Source organism: Herminiimonas sp. KBW02, from assembly GCF_003852535.1.
Classification (GTDB): domain Bacteria; phylum Pseudomonadota; class Gammaproteobacteria; order Burkholderiales; family Burkholderiaceae_D; genus Oxalicibacterium.
Genome location: NZ_QAJP01000008.1, coordinates 478,442 through 495,277, shown reverse-complemented (window position 1 = coordinate 495,277; position 16,836 = coordinate 478,442). Strand labels below are relative to the sequence as shown.

Annotated in this window: 16 protein-coding genes and 1 tRNA gene; 7 read left to right on the top strand and 10 right to left on the bottom strand. The window is 51.5% G+C overall.

Annotation, left to right across the window (positions count from 1 at the left end):
* Positions 1 to 163 precede the first annotated feature (163 nt).
* A complete protein-coding gene (locus DBR37_RS15585; protein WP_199739133.1) occupies positions 164 to 856 on the top strand; it encodes a hypothetical protein in 693 nt (230 codons plus the stop codon).
* Between the two features lie 66 nt (positions 857 to 922).
* Positions 923 to 1,843: a hypothetical protein gene (locus DBR37_RS15580; protein WP_124575377.1), complete on the top strand. Its 921-nt coding sequence runs from the start codon at positions 923 to 925 to the stop codon at positions 1,841 to 1,843.
* Positions 1,844 to 1,933: 90 nt separating this feature from the next.
* On the opposite strand, the gene DBR37_RS15575 is transcribed toward DBR37_RS15580, so the two are convergent.
* Positions 1,934 to 2,008 (bottom strand) — tRNA-Arg (locus tag DBR37_RS15575).
* Between the two features lie 160 nt (positions 2,009 to 2,168).
* On the opposite strand from DBR37_RS15575, the gene DBR37_RS15570 reads away from it, so the two are divergent.
* Positions 2,169 to 4,079, top strand: a complete 1,911-nt coding sequence (locus DBR37_RS15570) for an ATP-binding cassette domain-containing protein (RefSeq protein ID WP_124575376.1) — start codon at positions 2,169 to 2,171, stop codon at positions 4,077 to 4,079.
* A 59-nt stretch (positions 4,080 to 4,138) separates the two neighbouring features.
* On the opposite strand, the gene DBR37_RS15565 is transcribed toward DBR37_RS15570, so the two are convergent.
* Together DBR37_RS15565 and murJ are read right to left on the bottom strand one after the other, a co-directional pair.
* Entirely contained in the window at positions 4,139 to 4,978 is an 840-nt protein-coding gene (locus DBR37_RS15565; protein ID WP_124575375.1) for a SirB1 family protein, read from the bottom strand.
* Positions 4,979 to 5,047: 69 nt separating this feature from the next.
* Positions 5,048 to 6,598 carry a murein biosynthesis integral membrane protein MurJ gene (gene murJ, locus DBR37_RS15560; protein ID WP_124575374.1) on the bottom strand — a complete coding sequence of 517 codons (1,551 nt, stop codon included), beginning with the start codon at positions 6,596 to 6,598 and terminating at the stop codon, positions 5,048 to 5,050.
* A gap of 329 nt (positions 6,599 to 6,927) precedes the next feature.
* Between murJ and rpsT the strand changes: the two genes are divergently transcribed.
* Complete coding sequence (gene rpsT, locus DBR37_RS15555; RefSeq protein WP_012080371.1) at positions 6,928 to 7,191, top strand: 30S ribosomal protein S20; 264 nt, start codon at positions 6,928 to 6,930, stop codon at positions 7,189 to 7,191.
* A 96-nt stretch (positions 7,192 to 7,287) separates the two neighbouring features.
* Here the strand turns inward: rpsT and DBR37_RS15550 are convergent, their stop codons facing one another.
* The 3 genes from DBR37_RS15550 to DBR37_RS15540 all read right to left on the bottom strand — a co-directional run bounded on the left by DBR37_RS15550 (position 7,288) and on the right by DBR37_RS15540 (position 8,933).
* On the bottom strand, positions 7,288 to 7,743 hold the full coding sequence (locus DBR37_RS15550) for a DUF192 domain-containing protein (protein WP_124575373.1): 456 nt from the start codon (positions 7,741 to 7,743) through the stop codon (positions 7,288 to 7,290).
* Positions 7,744 to 7,841: 98 nt separating this feature from the next.
* On the bottom strand, positions 7,842 to 8,405 hold the full coding sequence (locus DBR37_RS15545) for a pseudouridine synthase (RefSeq protein WP_124575372.1): 564 nt from the start codon (positions 8,403 to 8,405) through the stop codon (positions 7,842 to 7,844).
* 324 nt (positions 8,406 to 8,729) lie between these two features.
* Positions 8,730 to 8,933, bottom strand: a complete 204-nt coding sequence (locus DBR37_RS15540; RefSeq protein WP_009665919.1) for a cold-shock protein — start codon at positions 8,931 to 8,933, stop codon at positions 8,730 to 8,732.
* Between the two features lie 333 nt (positions 8,934 to 9,266).
* Between DBR37_RS15540 and clpS the strand changes: the two genes are divergently transcribed.
* Both clpS and clpA read left to right on the top strand, forming a co-directional pair.
* Entirely contained in the window at positions 9,267 to 9,575 is a 309-nt protein-coding gene (clpS, locus tag DBR37_RS15535) for an ATP-dependent Clp protease adapter ClpS (RefSeq protein ID WP_011871837.1), read from the top strand.
* Positions 9,572 to 11,875, top strand: a complete 2,304-nt coding sequence (gene clpA / locus DBR37_RS15530; protein ID WP_124575371.1) for an ATP-dependent Clp protease ATP-binding subunit ClpA — start codon at positions 9,572 to 9,574, stop codon at positions 11,873 to 11,875. Before clpS ends, clpA begins: the two co-directional genes overlap by 4 nt.
* Before the next feature lie 97 nt (positions 11,876 to 11,972).
* Here clpA and DBR37_RS15525 read toward each other — a convergent pair whose 3' ends face one another.
* The 3 genes from DBR37_RS15525 to aat form a co-directional block, all read right to left on the bottom strand.
* On the bottom strand, positions 11,973 to 13,010 hold the full coding sequence (locus DBR37_RS15525) for a quinone-dependent dihydroorotate dehydrogenase (RefSeq protein WP_124575370.1): 1,038 nt from the start codon (positions 13,008 to 13,010) through the stop codon (positions 11,973 to 11,975).
* 58 nt (positions 13,011 to 13,068) lie between these two features.
* Complete coding sequence (locus tag DBR37_RS15520; protein ID WP_124575369.1) at positions 13,069 to 13,818, bottom strand: arginyltransferase; 750 nt, start codon at positions 13,816 to 13,818, stop codon at positions 13,069 to 13,071.
* A gap of 95 nt (positions 13,819 to 13,913) precedes the next feature.
* Complete coding sequence (gene aat, locus DBR37_RS15515; RefSeq protein WP_124575368.1) at positions 13,914 to 14,648, bottom strand: leucyl/phenylalanyl-tRNA--protein transferase; 735 nt, start codon at positions 14,646 to 14,648, stop codon at positions 13,914 to 13,916.
* A 181-nt stretch (positions 14,649 to 14,829) separates the two neighbouring features.
* Between aat and DBR37_RS15510 the strand changes: the two genes are divergently transcribed.
* Entirely contained in the window at positions 14,830 to 16,032 is a 1,203-nt protein-coding gene (locus DBR37_RS15510) for an ammonium transporter (RefSeq protein WP_124575367.1), read from the top strand.
* Positions 16,033 to 16,109: 77 nt separating this feature from the next.
* Here DBR37_RS15510 and DBR37_RS15505 read toward each other — a convergent pair whose 3' ends face one another.
* Positions 16,110 to 16,697 carry an NUDIX hydrolase gene (locus tag DBR37_RS15505; RefSeq protein WP_124575430.1) on the bottom strand — a complete coding sequence of 196 codons (588 nt, stop codon included), beginning with the start codon at positions 16,695 to 16,697 and terminating at the stop codon, positions 16,110 to 16,112.
* Positions 16,698 to 16,836: the final 139 nt, after the last annotated feature.

Below are 16,836 nucleotides of genomic sequence, written 5' to 3'. Positions count from 1 at the left end.
CACGCACGATTTATTTTTTTGAAGGATGTTAAAACAACATCTACTTGCTTTGGGGCACGTATATAATTTGCGCGGTATCAGCTATTGGCAGGGTGCACAAACAGCATTTCAGATGTCCGCCGCAGAGCAGCACTGAGAAAATTTACAATCAGGGAGTATAACTATGAGATGGAATGTTGGTTTGTTGCTGGTCGCTGTTTCCGTAATACTGACCGGCTGTGCAGTCAAACCGCAATATCCTGTCGGGCTTGCACCGACTGCGGTAAAAGCCAGCGAAGGGCGTGTTGGCGTGGCAATGACGGCACTACCTAAAGTGGATACAGAATTTCCGGGAGCAGGTTGTTTGCTGTGCTATGCCTTTGCATCGGCATCGAATTCTGCCCTGACTACACATACCAATACCTTGCCGCACGAAGATCTGGTGACGCTTAAAAATGAGCTGGCAGATTTAATTCGTAAAAAAGGCGGTGACGTCGTCGTGATTCAGGAAGTCATCGACATCAAGACTTTGCCCGATAATGCACAAGCTGCGCCAGGTATAGCGAAGAAAGACTTTTCGCAGTTACAGAAAAAATACGCGATCGATAAGTTGCTGATGGTGGAAATTACTTCACTCGGTATGGTGCGTACCTATTCAGCCTATGTCCCAACCAGCGATCCGAAAGGAATGGTGGTCGGCACAGGTTATCTGGTGAATTTAAAGACGAACGCTTATGAATGGTATAAGCGGATCAATATCGTAAAAGCCAGCGAAAGCCAGTGGGATGAACCGCCAAAATTCCCTGGTTTGACGAATGCTTATTTCCAGGCTTTGGAAACGGGCAAGGATCAGTTCCGCGAACCTTTCCTGAAATAATGGACCTGTTAATTTGAAAAAGCTCACAAAGGAATGTGGGCTTTTTCTTTTTTGAGTGGATTCGTCATGACATTCCGGATATCAAACGTACTTGTTCGCTCTTTAGCGTGTGTTGCTCTTTTTGTGAGTCATACGGCATGGTCGCAAGAAGAAAATGCATCTGCGATCAGTGATACGGTAGTTCCGGCAACTGTTGCCGCACCCGCCTGGGTTGTCAGGCTTCCGCCGACTGACACCATAGATTACCGGGGTGTGCTTAACATGGATAATGCGGGGAATACCCCGGCAGGTGGAATGCTATATCCGGCACCGAATTTGGTTGGATTTTTAGCGGCAGTGGTGACGCATGGTGTCTTAAATGAGTCCTCTAAAAGTATTCAGAAATCGAAAATGCAAGCGAGTGCAGATCGCCTTCTTTTACCGTATCGGGACACATTGCTTTCATTTCGCCTGAGCGAACTGGTTCAGCATAGCCTGGAGCGAACATCCATCAAGGGCAGTCGCTTAATGGCATTTTCAGAAAAGATGACAAATGAATGGGTTATAGAAGCCCAGCCGATCTTTTCTGTTACGCAGGATGAGACAGCCATTATTCTCGATAATGCAATCACCATGTCGCAAGTGGGGGCAGACCCTTCAACTGCTTATATGACGGTGATTCGGGTTATTTCAGCGCCGCAGGATGAGGCGACATTATCCAAGTTCTGGATGGCGGAAAAAGGTGCGAAGATGCACGAGGAAAGCGTCAAGTTGTATGCGCAGTCTTTAGACCTTGCATTGAATGAGTTCGAAAAAAAGGGCAAGGATGATGATGCCCCATATAGAACAGTGCGCTATCGTCAGGGCGGTGCTGAAAAAATGGAGCGGGCAAAAGTCATCAAGACTGACTGCAATCGCATGCTTATTAAAACCTTGAGAGGGCATTTAATGTCTGTTCCCTTGAAAACGGAGAACAGTAATCCTGCGGAAGTAAATAAATGCACCTGATTTTCTGGTGCATGGTCTTGATTGGAAGCCGCGAACTTTTTTAGTTTTGCGGCTTTTTTATTATTTGATATCGCTTGGGGGAGCAGTAATTGGTCCCGCCGACAGGAATCGAACCTGTATCTAGCGCTTAGGAGGCACTCGTTCTATCCATTGAACTACGGCGAGACGCTTGAAAGTGAGCAACACTTTGCTACTTACGACCGCGATTATAGCTGACGATATGGCAAAGAATAGCGGGAATGCTGCCGCTATCGGTACAATGCGGTCTTCATTCTTTTAATTGGTCGCCCGCAATCGCGCTCCGACCTTACACCTTCAGGCATTTATGGCAGTCATTTCACTCTCGAACGCGCAGCTCGCGTTCGGTCACGTCCCTTTGCTCGATCACGCCGAGTTTTCCCTCGAAACCACGGAGCGTGTAGGTTTGATCGGCCGCAATGGTACCGGCAAGTCCTCGCTGCTGAAAATCATCGCGGGTCGCTCCAGGCTGGATGATGGCTTGTTTGTCATGCAACAAGGGATCAAGATTGCCTACGTTGAGCAGGAGCCGCATTTCTCACCTGACATGTCCGTGTTCGATGCGGTGGCGTCCGGTATGGGCGATATGCAAGCTTTGCTGGCTGAGTACGATGCACTGACCGGCCAGTTCGGTGGTGACAACGATGACGCGCTGATGGAGCGCATGCACGAAATTCAGCTCAAGCTGGATGCGGCGGATGCGTGGAACCTGACGAATAAGGTCGAAGCGACGCTGGATCGCCTGAATCTGGTGAAGGACGCGCTGATGGGTACGTTGTCCGGCGGTATGCAAAAGCGCGTGGCGCTGGCTTGCGCGCTGGTGAGCGTACCTGATGTGCTGTTGCTGGATGAACCGACCAACCATCTGGATTTCACCTCCATCATGTGGCTGGAAGGTCTGTTGCGCGATTTCAAGGGTAGCGTCCTGTTCATCACCCATGATCGTAGCTTCCTGGATAACGTGGCGACCCGCATCATAGAACTGGATCGCGGTCGCTTGCTGTCTTTCCCTGGTAATTTCAGCGCGTACCAGGTGCGCAAGGCAGAACAACTGGAAATCGAGGAAGTTGAAAACGCCAAGTTCGATAAATTCCTGGCGCAGGAAGAAGTCTGGATACGCAAAGGCGTGCAAGCACGTCGTACCCGCGATGAAGGTCGTGTCCGTCGTCTGGAAGCCTTGCGTCTGGTGCGCAGCGCACGTCGTGAACAGCAAGGGCAGGTCAAGCTGGATGTGTCGTCCGGTGATCGCTCCGGCAAGATCGTCGCCGAGCTGGAAAATATCAACAAGAGCTATGGCGACAAAGTTATCGTGCGCGATTTCAGCGCGACTTTGCTGCGCGGTGACAAGATAGGCCTGATCGGTTTGAACGGTGCAGGCAAGACCACCTTGCTGAAAATGATTTTGGGCGAGGAAGAGCCGGATTCGGGTACCGTCAAGCAAGGTACCAAGCTGCAGATTGCATACTTCGATCAGATGCGCGCGCAATTGAATGAAGACGCCAGCCTGGCCGATACGATCGCGCCGGGTAGCGATTGGGTAGAGATCAATGGTCAGCGTAAACACGTGATGACTTACCTCAACGACTTCCTGTTTGCACCTGAACGCGCGCGTTCACCAGTCAAGTCCCTGTCGGGTGGCGAGCGTAATCGCTTGCTGCTGGCGCGTTTGTTTGCCAAGCCAGCCAATGTGCTGGTGCTGGATGAACCGACCAATGATCTGGATATCGATACACTGGAATTGCTGGAAGAATTGTTGGAAGACTACAAAGGTACCGTGTTCCTGGTCAGCCACGATAGAACCTTCCTCGATAACGTCGTGACCGAAGTCATCGTCGCTGAAGGCAATGGCTTATGGCGTGAATATATCGGTGGTTACAGCGATTGGGAGCGTGTGCGTCCGGCCGCTATTCCTGCGGGTGCTCCGAAGCCGGTGGCCAAGGCGGAAGTAAAAGCGGAAGCAGCGCCAGTCGCGACACCTGCTGCCAAGCAAAAGAAACTCAGCTACAAGGAACAACGCGAGATGGAAGCCTTGCCGGCTTTGATCGCACAACTGGAAGACGAGCAAAAAGCGATCACTGAGAAACTGGCCGATGCCAGCCTGTACACGCAACAGCCGGACGAAGTGAAGAAACTGAATCAGCGTTTTGCTGAAATCGATGGTTTGCTATTGGAAGCGCTGGAGAAGTGGGAAGCAATCGAAGCGCGTAGCCAGGCGTAAACCAAACTGCCTGCTGCACCCGTGATGAGGGCAGCAGGCAGTAGTTGTGTGGCAGTGCTTTAATTCAGGCGGCTGATATCGTCACGCAGTTTCGGGAATTGCGCTCGCAGTTCCGCCGTATCCATCGCATAAGGCCGGTGTTTGACATAGGCCTCCAGGTCCAGCAAGGCTGCTTGCGGACATTCCAGATGCATGTACGCAATGCCGCGATCACGTCGCTCGGCAATTTCATGCGGTAACAAAATCAATAATCTTTCCTGCACTTCCAGCAGCCGTTGCCAGCGTTCCTGCTGCATGAAGAGCGTCTTCAGGTTGCGCAACATACGCACCAGGATGTCACGCGGGCTGGCGGCATCAAGGTAGGCGGTGAGCTGGAAATCATCGGGAAAGTCTTGCTGCATGATGTAAGGCTCGACCCGTTCTTCCAATTCCTCGCGCGACAGGCTGGCGCCATTGAATGGATCCAGTACGACCTGGCCGGATTGCACGGCGAGCTTCATCAGGAAGTGGCCGGGAAAAGAAATACCCTGCACATCCAGATCTATCTGTTGCGCCAGTTCCATATACAACACCGCGAGTGAAATCGGGATGCCGCGTCGGGTATCGATCACGCGATGCAGGTAACTGTTTTCTGGATTGTAGTAGTCGTTGACGTTGCCGCTGAAGCCCAGCTCATTATAAAAATAATGATTCAGCATCCGCAGCTTTTGCAGCGTGGATGCGTCGTCCGGCAAGCGCTGTTTTAATTTGACGGCAAGCATATCGACTTCCGCTTGCGATGCGGCCAGGTCAAGACTGGGCTCTGCATCCTGTGCAATGGCGAGCGCAGCTTCGAACAATGGAATGCTGTCGTCCTGCTGCACCAGCGTGGAGAAATACTCGAGAGATTGGATCGTCATATGCCTCCATCATAGCGATGATGCCGTGATCGTGCAGATCTTCGTTCCGACTCTGGCGATGAGTTTGGATTAACGTGCGATGCGTTTGAAATCCCGAAAGCGAAATCCCATGGCTAATAATGCGCCGAAATAACTAATTCCGCACGCTGCCATGACAATTAATAATGCGCCTATCCGTATGAACGGTGTTGCATGCAGAGCGACCCAGTCGAATTGACCGGCAGTCCAGAGTGCCACGCCAGCCATCAGAAACAACGCACCGCTGAGACGGATAAAGAAGATGCGCCAGCCGGGCAGTGCGTTATAGATGCCGCGGCGTTTCAGTCCCCAGTAGAGGAATCCGGCATTCAGGCAGGCTCCCAGTCCGATCGACAGCGCCAGACCGGCATGGGCGATCCACGGCACGAAGATCATGTTCATCAATTGCGTTGCTATCAGCACGCCGATGGCGATTTTGACCGGAGTCTTGATGTTTTGTTGCGCGTAAAAGCCGGGCGCCAGGATTTTTACCAGGATCAGGCCGATCAGGCCGACACCGTAAGCGACCAGTGCGCGCGAGGTCATTTCGACCGACAGTTCGTTGAATTTGCCGTAGTGGAAGAGTGTCGCCGTCAGCGGTTCGGAAATAGTGGCAAGGCCGACTGCGCAGGGCAGCGCCAGCAAAAAGGTCAGACGCAGGCCCCAGTCCAGCAAGGATGAATATTCTTCGGTATTGCCTTCAAAATTTGCTTTTGACAGGCTAGGTAAGAGGATAGTACCGAGTGCCACACCCAGCAGGGCGGTCGGGAATTCCATCAGCCGATCCGCATACGAGAGCCAGGATACGCTGCCGCTTTCCAGGCGCGAGGCGATATTGGTATTGATCATCAGGCTGATCTGCGCGGCCGATACGGCAAACACCGCAGGCCCCATTTTGCTCAGGACTTTACGTACACCGGCATCGCCGAGGCTGGCGAATGGATTGCGCGAGATGCGCGGCAGCATGCCTATCTTCAGCAAGGCCGGGATCTGGATCGCCATTTGCAATACGCCACCAACGATGACGGCAATTGCCATTGCATAGATAGGCTGATCCAGATGTGGTGCGAGGAACAGCGTGGCGACGATGAAGGATAGATTCAGTAAAACAGGTGTGAATGCCGGAATCTTGAATTCGCGCCAGGTATTCAGGATGCCGCCGCTGAGTGCGACGAAGGCCATGAAACCTATGTATGGGAACATCACGCGGGTCATCCAGACCGAAGCGTCGAAGATCTCGGACTTGGCTTTGAGTCCGGTGGCGATCAGGTAAACAATAAACGGGGAGGCGACTACGCCTATCAGGCAGGTCAGCAGCATGGTCCAGATCAGGACTGTTGCTACATGGTCAACCAGGCTTTTGGTCGCTTCTTCGCCCTTCTGGCTTTTATATTCGGCCAGGATGGGGACGAAGGCCTGCGAAAATGCGCCTTCAGCGAATAAGCGGCGCAGCAGGTTGGGGATGCGGAATGCGATATTGAACGCATCGGTATAGGCAGACGCGCCAAATGCACGGGCAAACAGGATCTCGCGGATCAATCCTGTCACACGAGAAACCATCGTCATGCCGGAGACCGCCGCAAGCGTTTTGTGCAAGTTCATGGAGCGGAATTATATCTGTTCAAGGTAAAACGATGGGTGCATAAGAGGCCTGCATACAAGAGATAGCGCTTAGTACCTGCCGGCATGGGATAATTCCGCTTGTAGGGATATTTATTAATATTCTTCTATCCTTGCCGCCGCGTCTAAAAATGTTGTTAAAAATATACATTTCTGCAATTGCGGTCACCTTGCAACAATCTTGCAAGGGAGTCAGCATCTATTTGCCTGATTAGGAAAATACGGCTATAATCTGCAGCTTCACAGAATTCTGTCTCACTAACATGCGTGTTTGCGAATGCGCGTAGACCTGTTTTTAGGAAATAATATTCATGGCAAATACCGCACAAGCACGCAAACGCGCTCGTCAAGCAGTTAAGCAAAACGCTCACAATTCCAGCCAGCGTTCCACGCTGCGTACAGCTGTTAAAGCTGTTCGTAAGGCAATTGAAGCGGGCGACAAAGCTGCTGCAGCGCAAGTTTTCCTGGCATCCGTGTCGACTATCGACCGTATCGCTGACAAGAAAATCATTCACAAAAACAAAGCAGCACGTCATAAAAGCCGCCTCGCAGCTGCTTTGAAAGCGCTGGCTTAATCGTTTTTGTCAGCTGCGCCCAGGCGCAGCACTGAGCAATACATTAAAAACCCCGCACGATTTTGATCGTGCGGGGTTTTTGTTTGCATGTGCTGCTTAGTGCAGTTTCGGCAGGCCTTCTATGACACTGCCCGGTTTCAGGTTTTTATGCTTGAACCAGCCTTCATTCATTTCCAGCGCATACGGTACCGGTTTTTTCGCGCAATGCGATTCCAGGGTTTGCGGCTTCATATCTTCAATATTCACGATCTTGCCGTCGGCGTCGATAAAGGCGACTGAGAGCGGGATCAGGGTATTTTTCATCCACATACAAACACCGGCCGGTGCGCCGAACAGGAAGATCATGCCTTCGTTCGGCCCCATGCTGGCGCGGTTCATCAAGCCTTGCTGACGCTCGGCTTCATTGGAAGCGACCTCGGCTTTGATGATATTCATCCCCGCGGTTAATGAAATGACTGGAAATTTCTTATCTTGTTGGGCGTAGCTGGCGCTTGCGGTCAGGGTGGCTGCACATGCAATGGTCAGCGCACAAGTGCTGAAGAATTTGTTCATGGAATGGACTTGGTAAGTAGTAATGCGATGTGGGGCAGTGTAAATGAAAAAGACAAAATCGCGTGCCTTGGCCGCGCTGAGAACTCTGCTTGGATGATTTAGCTCAGTCCTAGTTCCTTGGCTGAAATTTCGCGCCATTCACCCGGCCACAGTGGGTGGCTCTCCAGTGACACCGGTCCGATGGCGATGCGTACCAGGCGCAAAGTTGGATAACCCACTGCGCCTGTCATGCGGCGCACTTGCCGATTTTTTCCTTCCGACAGTGTGATGGTCAGCCAACTGGTTGGTGCGTTAGCGCGTTCACGTATTGGTGGATTGCGCGGCCATAACCAATCAGGTTCTGCTACGCGTTTGACTACACATGCGCGCGTGACGAAATCGCCCAGATCGAGCGGAGCGCGCAAGCGTGCCAGTGCATCACTATCGGGTGTGCCTTCGACCTGTACCAGATAAGTTTTAGTGTGTTCACGATCCGGATGGCTGATGGCGTGTTGCAGCTTGCCGTCGTCAGTCAGTAGTAGCAAACCTTCGCTGTCTGCATCGAGTCGTCCGGCAGGATAAATATTTGGTATGTCGATGTGGTCGGCCAGCGATTTGCGCGTAGGGTGCGGCGAAAACTGGCACATGGTCTGGAAGGGCTTGTTAAACAGAATCAGGGGCATGGTGTAGTTGCGGTGACATGTGACGACTGAGTTGCGATGGTAAAGAGATTTTGTTGAATGCGATATCAAAGTATTGCAGAAATATCGCAACGAAATTACGTGTGTAAATAATTTCAGAGTGTTGCAAATTTGTCGCGTGGTGTTATGCCGAGGCTTTAACTACATCCCATATATATGGGAGAAATAATTTTGCGTGTGAAATTCGTTGCGTAGTTATATGCGAGGAAGAGAGCTTGTGTTTAAGGTATAACGTCGTAAAGATCGCAATGAAAATGGCAATAAAAAACCCCGCCGAAGCGGGGTTTTTCGCAAGTCCTTAAAAAATTAAGGAGCTTGAATGTTGGAAGCTTGCTTGCCTTTAGGGCCTTGCGTGACTTCGAACTGAACTTTCTGACCTTCTTTGAGGGTCTTGAAGCCGTTCATTTGGATTGCGGAAAAGTGTGCGAACAAATCCTCACCGCCGTCATCCGGGGTGATAAAGCCGAAGCCTTTGGAATCGTTGAACCACTTGACGGTACCTGTTGCCATAAAAAGCGTCTTTCTAATATAGACTTAATCACACGAGCCGCAAAAGAAAGTAGCCTCGTTTACGTTGCCCCTCCTAAAACCTGCTCACTTCGTATTGACAAGCCATTGTTGTCAAGCATGTCAATAAGATTCATTCTTTACGCAAAAAATACAAAAGTCAAGCGCTTTTCGTGGGGGTAAAAACTTTATTTTCAGGGGGAAAGTGGGTGACTCTTGATTTTTTGCATTTGATCGTTATCTGCGTATTCAGAAGAAAACGCGTAATATTAAATTAATTTGTTTCTCTGTTCTTCTGGGCATTGTGCACACGGTCGAACGTATTAGAATAGACCTATGGCAATTAAGCATGACGATGGTACGGTCCTTATGCGGCAAGAGCAAAAACTCAAGCCGCCGTCTATGTATCAGGTGTTATTGCTGAATGATGATTACACGCCGATGGAATTCGTCGTGATGATTCTTCAGGAATACTTTAGTAAAGATCGTGAGACAGCAACGCAAATCATGCTCATGGTTCACCGCGACGGAAAAGGTATTTGTGGCGTGTATCCGAAAGATATCGCGTCTACGAAAGTTGAGCTGGTTTTGAACCACGCCCGAAAAGCGGGGCATCCCCTGCAGTGCGTGATGGAGGAAGTATGATTGCGCAGGAATTAGAAGTCAGTTTGCATATGGCGTTTGTCGAAGCAAGACAGGCGCGCCATGAGTTCATCACCGTCGAGCATTTGCTCCTCGCGCTGCTGGATAATCCATCAGCGGCCGAGGTTCTGCGTGCTTGTGCGGTCAATATCGAAGACCTGCGAAAAACGCTGACGAATTTTATTGGCGACAATACGCCTACGGTGCCTGGCGCCGCAGAGGTCGATACCCAACCTACACTTGGTTTCCAACGCGTGATCCAACGCGCGATCATGCACGTGCAGTCCGCTTCCAATGGTAAGAAGGAAGTGACAGGCGCAAACGTATTGGTTGCCATCTTTGGTGAAAAAGATTCGCACGCTGTTTACTACTTGCATCAGCAAGGTGTGACGCGTCTGGACGTGGTCAATTTCATTTCGCACGGCGTGCGCAAGGATCAGCAAAGCGATGCGCAAAAAGCACCTGAAGGTGCCGAGGATGCGCCATCGGCTGAAGGCCAGCAAAAAGAAAGCGCGCTGGATCAGTTCACGCAAAATCTGAACAAGATGGCGAGCGAAGGCAAGATCGATCCGCTGATCGGCCGCGAAGGCGAAGTCGAGCGCGTGATTCAAACCTTGTGCCGTCGTCGTAAAAACAATCCACTGCTGGTAGGTGAGGCTGGTGTCGGTAAAACCGCAATCGCGGAAGGTCTGGCATGGCGCATCACGCAGGGCGATGTACCTGAAGTTTTGCAAAACGCTGTTGTCTATTCACTGGACATGGGTGCTTTGCTGGCTGGTACCAAATATCGCGGCGACTTCGAGCAACGCCTGAAAGCAGTGCTCAAGCAACTGAAAGATAATCCTAACGGCATCCTGTTCATCGACGAAATCCACACCATCATCGGTGCGGGTTCGGCTTCGGGCGGCACGCTGGATGCATCCAACTTGCTGAAACCGGCCTTGTCGAATGGTCAGTTGAAATGTATCGGTGCGACCACGTTTACCGAATTCCGCGGTGTCTTTGAAAAAGACCATGCACTGTCACGTCGTTTCCAAAAGATCGATGTGAACGAGCCTACCGTCGAACAAACCATACAGATTTTGCGTGGCTTGAAATCGCGCTTTGAAGAACATCATGGCGTGAAGTATTCGGCATCGGCGTTGACTTCAGCAGCTGAGTTGGCCGCACGCTTTATTAACGACCGTCACTTGCCGGACAAGGCTATCGACGTGATCGATGAAGCGGGCGCAGCACAACGCATCTTGCCGAAGTCGAAGCAAAAGAAAACGATCGGCAAATCCGAGATCGAGGACATCATTTCCAAGATCGCGCGTATTCCTCCGCAAACGGTCAATCAGGATGATCGATCGAAATTGCAGACCATAGACCGCGATTTGAAAAATGTCGTGTTCGGTCAGGATCCGGCGCTGGAAGCACTGGGTTCGGCGATCAAGGTCGCACGTGCAGGTCTGGGTAAAACGGATAAACCGATTGGTTCCTTCCTGTTCTCCGGTCCTACCGGTGTCGGTAAAACCGAAGCGGCGAAACAGCTGGCCTTCATCATGGGCATCGACCTGATACGCTTTGATATGTCCGAGTACATGGAACGTCATGCGGTCAGCCGCCTGATTGGTGCGCCTCCGGGTTACGTCGGTTTCGATCAGGGTGGTTTGCTGACTGAAGCGATTACCAAGAAGCCGCATGCGGTCTTGCTGCTGGATGAAATCGAAAAAGCGCATCCGGATATTTTCAATATCCTGTTGCAGGTGATGGATCATGGCACGCTGACTGATAACAATGGTCGTAAAGCGGACTTCCGCAATGTGATCATCATCATGACGACGAATGCCGGTGCTGAAAGCCTGCAGAAACGCACTATCGGTTTCACCGAGAAGAAAGAAACCGGCGACGAGATGGCCGATATCAAGCGTATGTTTACGCCTGAATTCCGCAATCGTCTGGATGCCATCATCAGCTTCCGTGCACTGGATGAAGAAATCATCCTGCGTGTGGTCGATAAATTCCTGATGCAGTTGGAAGAACAACTGCACGAGAAGAAAGTAGAAGCGATCTTCACCGAGAAGCTGCGTACTTTCCTCGCGAAGAAAGGATTTGATCCGTTGATGGGTGCCCGTCCGATGTCGCGTCTGATTCAGGACATGATACGCAAGGCACTGGCTGATGAATTGCTGTTTGGTCGCCTGGTCACTGGCGGTAAAGTCACAGTTGATCTGGATGATAAAGATCAGATCAAGCTGGACTTCAGTGAAGGTGATACGGCTCCTCCGGCTGCAACACCGGAGACAGTTGAAGTCGAATAAGCGCTGTCTGCTCAATATAAAAAGCCCGAACCACTCAGTGGTCCGGGCTTTTTAATTTCGTGCGTGAGAATTGAGGCTGGCGTTAACTCTTCAACGTTCAGGCATGCAATGCAGCAGCGCATTCCTTGACCAGCGCCGGGCCACGATAAATCAGGCCGGTATACAGTTGTACCAGTGAAGCACCCGCGGCGACCTTCGCTTGCGCATCGCTGCCGGATAAAATCCCGCCCACGCCTATGATAGGCAGTGCGTCACCAAGCTCGCTCTTCAGTGCGCGTATGACTTTGTTCGATGCTTCAAATACCGGTGCACCGGACAAGCCACCAGTTTCTTCTGCGTGCTTGAGATTCTTCACTGCGTCGCGGCTGATGGTGGTGTTGGTCGCGATGACACCATCCATTTTGTGGCGCAACAATGCTTGCGCAATCGTCTGGATTTGTTCCAGTTCCATATCCGGTGCGATTTTCAGGGCAATCGGAACATAGCGTTTGTGTTGGTCGGACAGACGTTGCTGTGCTTCTTTTAATTGCGACAGCAATGCATCGAGTTCGGATGCGCCTTGCAACTGACGCAGGTTTTTGGTGTTCGGTGAAGAGATGTTGACCGTCACATAGCTGGCGTACGGATACACTTTTTCCAGGCAAATCAGATAATCCTCCACCGCACGTTCGATAGGCGTGTCGGCGTTCTTACCGATATTCAGGCCGAGCACACCTTCCTTGTTTTGATAAAACTTCGAAGCCCTGACGTTGGCAACGAAAGCATCCGCGCCACCATTGTTGAAGCCCATGCGATTGATGATGGCGTTTGCCTGTGGCAGGCGGAACATGCGTGGCATCGCGTTGCCAGGTTGTGCGCGTGGTGTGACGGTACCAACCTCTATCGAACCGAATCCCAATGTGGCCAGGCCATCGATATAGGCGCCGTCTTTGTCCAGACCGGCGGCCAGGCCGACCGGGTTTGGAAAGGTGATGCCCATCACGGTGCGTGGATCGTGTGCAGGTTTGACGATGGAAGAGGTCAGGCCCAGTGCAGCGGCGCGACGCAGTGCCGGCAGGGTCAGGTTATGGGCGGCTTCCGGATCGATGGCGAACAGAAAGGGGCGCGCGAGAGCGTAGAGAAGTTTGTCGGACACGGTAAGGATCAGGTTGGTAAATCAAAGGGCAAATCAACTGATTTGCGAACCCTGTATTTTACCGCGTGGACGATGGATCGAGGGGCGGAAGCGGGATCCATTCGCCTTGTTGCAAGGCTTCCAGAGGCTGGAAATTGGTTTTATACGACATTTTCGGGCTTTCCTTGATCCAGTAGCCCAGATAGATGTAAGGCATCTGCAGCGCCTGTGCCTGCGCGATTTGCCACAGGATGTTGTAGGTGCCGTAAGAAGCGTTTTGTGGTGCCGGATCGTAGAAGGTATAGACCGATGACAAGCCATCGTCCAGCACATCAATGATGCTGACCATACGCAGAGTGCCGTCGTCTTCGCGGAATTCCACCAGCCGTGTGTTGACTTTGCTTTGCAGCAGGAACTGCGCATATTGCTCTCGGCTGTCCTGATCCATGCCGCCACCGGCATGGCGTGCGGTCTGATAGCGCAGATACAGGTCGTAGTGTTCGGCCAGATAGGTCAGTTTGGTAACAGAGGTTTGTAAATCACTATGTCTGGCTTGCGCCCGGCGCTGGCTGCGATTTGGAACGAATTCGGCGACTTTGATGCGCACCGGTGTGCAAGCCTGGCAGCCGTCGCAATATGGACGGTATGTGAAAATGCCGCTGCGACGGAAGCCGCTCTTGACCAGTTCGGAATAGACGTCTGCGTTGATCAGGTGTGATGGGGTGGCAACTTGCGAGCGCGCCTGCCGTCCATCCAGATAGCTGCACGGGTAAGGTGCAGTTGCGTAGAACTGGAGTGTTGAGAACGGTAATTCCTTAGGGTGCGTCATGATTGCGTACTTAATTAAGTTTCGAATTCGTGCGTCCCGAGTTCGCGACTTCGTCGGCCAGATCAATATCAGACAGCTGATGTAACAATACTACTTCATGTGTTTGGAAACAATGCAATTGGCTGCCAGTCTTTAATTTGCGGGCCACCTGCAGCCTGACGCAAGCGTGAAATGAATTCTGATCGTGCGATCGGCGCTGCGCCCAGCGTAGCTAAATGCGAGGTCTCCTGCTGGCAGTCTATCATCGAAACACCATGATTTCGCAAGAAGTGTACGAGGTAGCTCAATGCAATTTTGGATGCATCCGGTACGCGTGCAAACATCGACTCACCATAGAACATGTGTCCTATGCTGACGCCGTAAGCACCACCTACCAGTACGCCATCCAGCCACAGCTCGGAAGAGTGTGCATACCCAAGTTTATGCAGGCCGACATAGCCGGCAATGATCTCATCGGAAATCCAGGTGCCGCCTTCACCATCACGTGGCTCGGCGCAGGCGCGCATGACTTCTTCGAACGCATGGTCGAAACGAACTTCCCAGCGGCCGTCGCGATTGCAGATGCTGCGATGGATCTGTTTCAGCTTCTTTTTGAGGCTATGTGAAATCCTGAAGTCTTTGACGAACAAGACCATGCGCGGATCGGTGCTCCACCAGAGTATGGGCTGGCCTTCGGAAAACCACGGAAAAATCCCATTGCGATAAGCCTCCAGCAAGCGCCCGGGTGACAGGTCGGCACCGGCAGCCAGCAAGCCAGCCGCACCATCCGCCTCGGTTAATGCACTAGAGACATTCGGAAAAGGATCATCCGCTTCCAGCCATGGAATCATGCGTTTTCCCTGTTTTGGCTCATACCTTCGTTCATTTTTGGTGCGTTATCCGGGTTTCCGTAATGCAAGTAAATATTATCTTTAAAAATCAACGTCTTATAAAAATCACCAAAATGGAACGATTTTTGCTTTTATGGTGCATCCGTTTATCCGTTACGCACACATATTGGGAGATTTTTGCATGGATGCACTTAAACACGGCACAGACGCATTATTCATCATGCTCGGTGCTGTCATGGTCCTGGCGATGCACGCCGGTTTTGCCTTTCTTGAGCTGGGTACGGTGCGCAAGAAAAACCAGGTCAACGCCCTGGTCAAAATATTAGTCGATTTTGCTGTTTCGACCATCGCCTATTTTTTCGTTGGTTACAGCATTGCGTATGGTGTGAGTTTTTTTGGCAGTGCCGAAGTGCTGACGCAGCGTAATGGATATGAGTTGGTGAAATTCTTTTTCCTGCTGACCTTTGCTGCTGCGATTCCGGCGATTATTTCCGGCGGCATCGCCGAGCGCGCGCGCTTTCATCCGCAATTGCTGGCCACCGCTTTAGTCGTCGGCGTGGTGTATCCGTTCTTTGAGGGTATCGCGTGGAACCAGCACTTCGGCATACAAGCCTGGCTTAATAGCACCTTCGGTGCAAACTTCCATGACTTCGCCGGTTCCATTGTCGTGCATGCAGTCGGCGGCTGGATCGCCTTGCCTGCCGTGCTGCTGCTGGGTGCGCGTCGTGGACGCTATACCAGGGAGGGTACGATCGCTGCGCATCCGCCTTCCAGTATTCCTTTCCTCGCACTGGGTGCATGGATATTGACCGTCGGCTGGTTTGGTTTCAACGTCATGAGTGCGCAGACCATGGAACAGATGAATGGTCTGGTCGCTGTGAATTCATTGATGGCGATGGTGGGCGGTACGCTGGCGGCATTCCTGGCGGGTAAAAATGATCCCGGCTATGTACATAACGGACCGTTGGCCGGACTGGTTGCTGTCTGTGCGGGTTCCAATGTTATGCATCCGCTGGGGGCGCTGATTACAGGTGTTATTGCTGGCCTTATTTTCGTCTGGGCTTTTGCGCTGACACAAAACAAATGGAAGATAGATGACGTGCTGGGTGTCTGGCCTTTGCACGGCTTGTGCGGCGCATGGGGTGGACTCGCGGCCGGTATCTTTGGTTTGCAGGCATTGGGTGGTATGGGTGGTGTTTCCTTCATGTCGCAATTGATAGGAACCGGCCTGGGTATTTCGATTGCGCTGGTAGGCGGCTTCCTGATTTATGGTGCGTTGAAAGTGACGGTAGGCATACGACTTGATCCGGAGCAGGAATTTAATGGCGCTGATTTGTCGATACACAATGTCAGCGCGACACCGGAGCGTGAAACATATTGGTGATGCAATAATGAATCGAGGTTAAAAAAATGGCGGCTCAACTAGTGTGAGTCGCCATTTTTGTTTGCATCTGTTATTTGTCAGGTCGGGGTAAATGCTTCCGGGCTCAACATGGGCTTCAATATGTCCAGTGTGTGGAAGCCATAGGAGCCTCCATTCTTGCGGTTGGCGTGATCCTGCAGAAAGAATTGCAAGGTGTGATGCACGGTAGGGAAGGCTATGTCTTCCCACGGGATATCTTCGGGGGCGAATAATTTGACTTCCAGGCTTTCAATGCCTGCTTCGTAGTTCAGGTCGAGCAAGGTGGCGCGGTAAAACATATGCACCTGATGTACATGCGGCACATTTAATAAAGAAAACAATTCATGCAGGCGAATGTTGGCGCCGGCTTCTTCGGTGGTTTCGCGGATCGCTGCATTGCTGGTGGTTTCATTGTTTTCCATGAAGCCGGCTGGCAGCGTCCAGTAACCGAGGCGTGGTTCGATTGCGCGTTTGCAAAGCAGAATGCGCATATCACCGTCTTCGTCCCAGACCGGGATCGAGCCTAATACCATTTTTGGGTTCTGGTAATGGATGGTGCCGCAATTGCTGCATACATAACGCGGGCGATTGTCACCCTCAGGAATTAACAGGGTTACTGGGTGCGCGCACTCGGAACAAAATTTCATAAGCATTACAAATCGTTGAAAAGCCTGGTTATCCGGATCATTGCAGACATGATTGCAAGGTGAGAAGTGTATCACCGCATAAAGAAGCTGCAATTAAGATTGCTTTGCGTAGCGATACCATATATACTTCATATCTTCA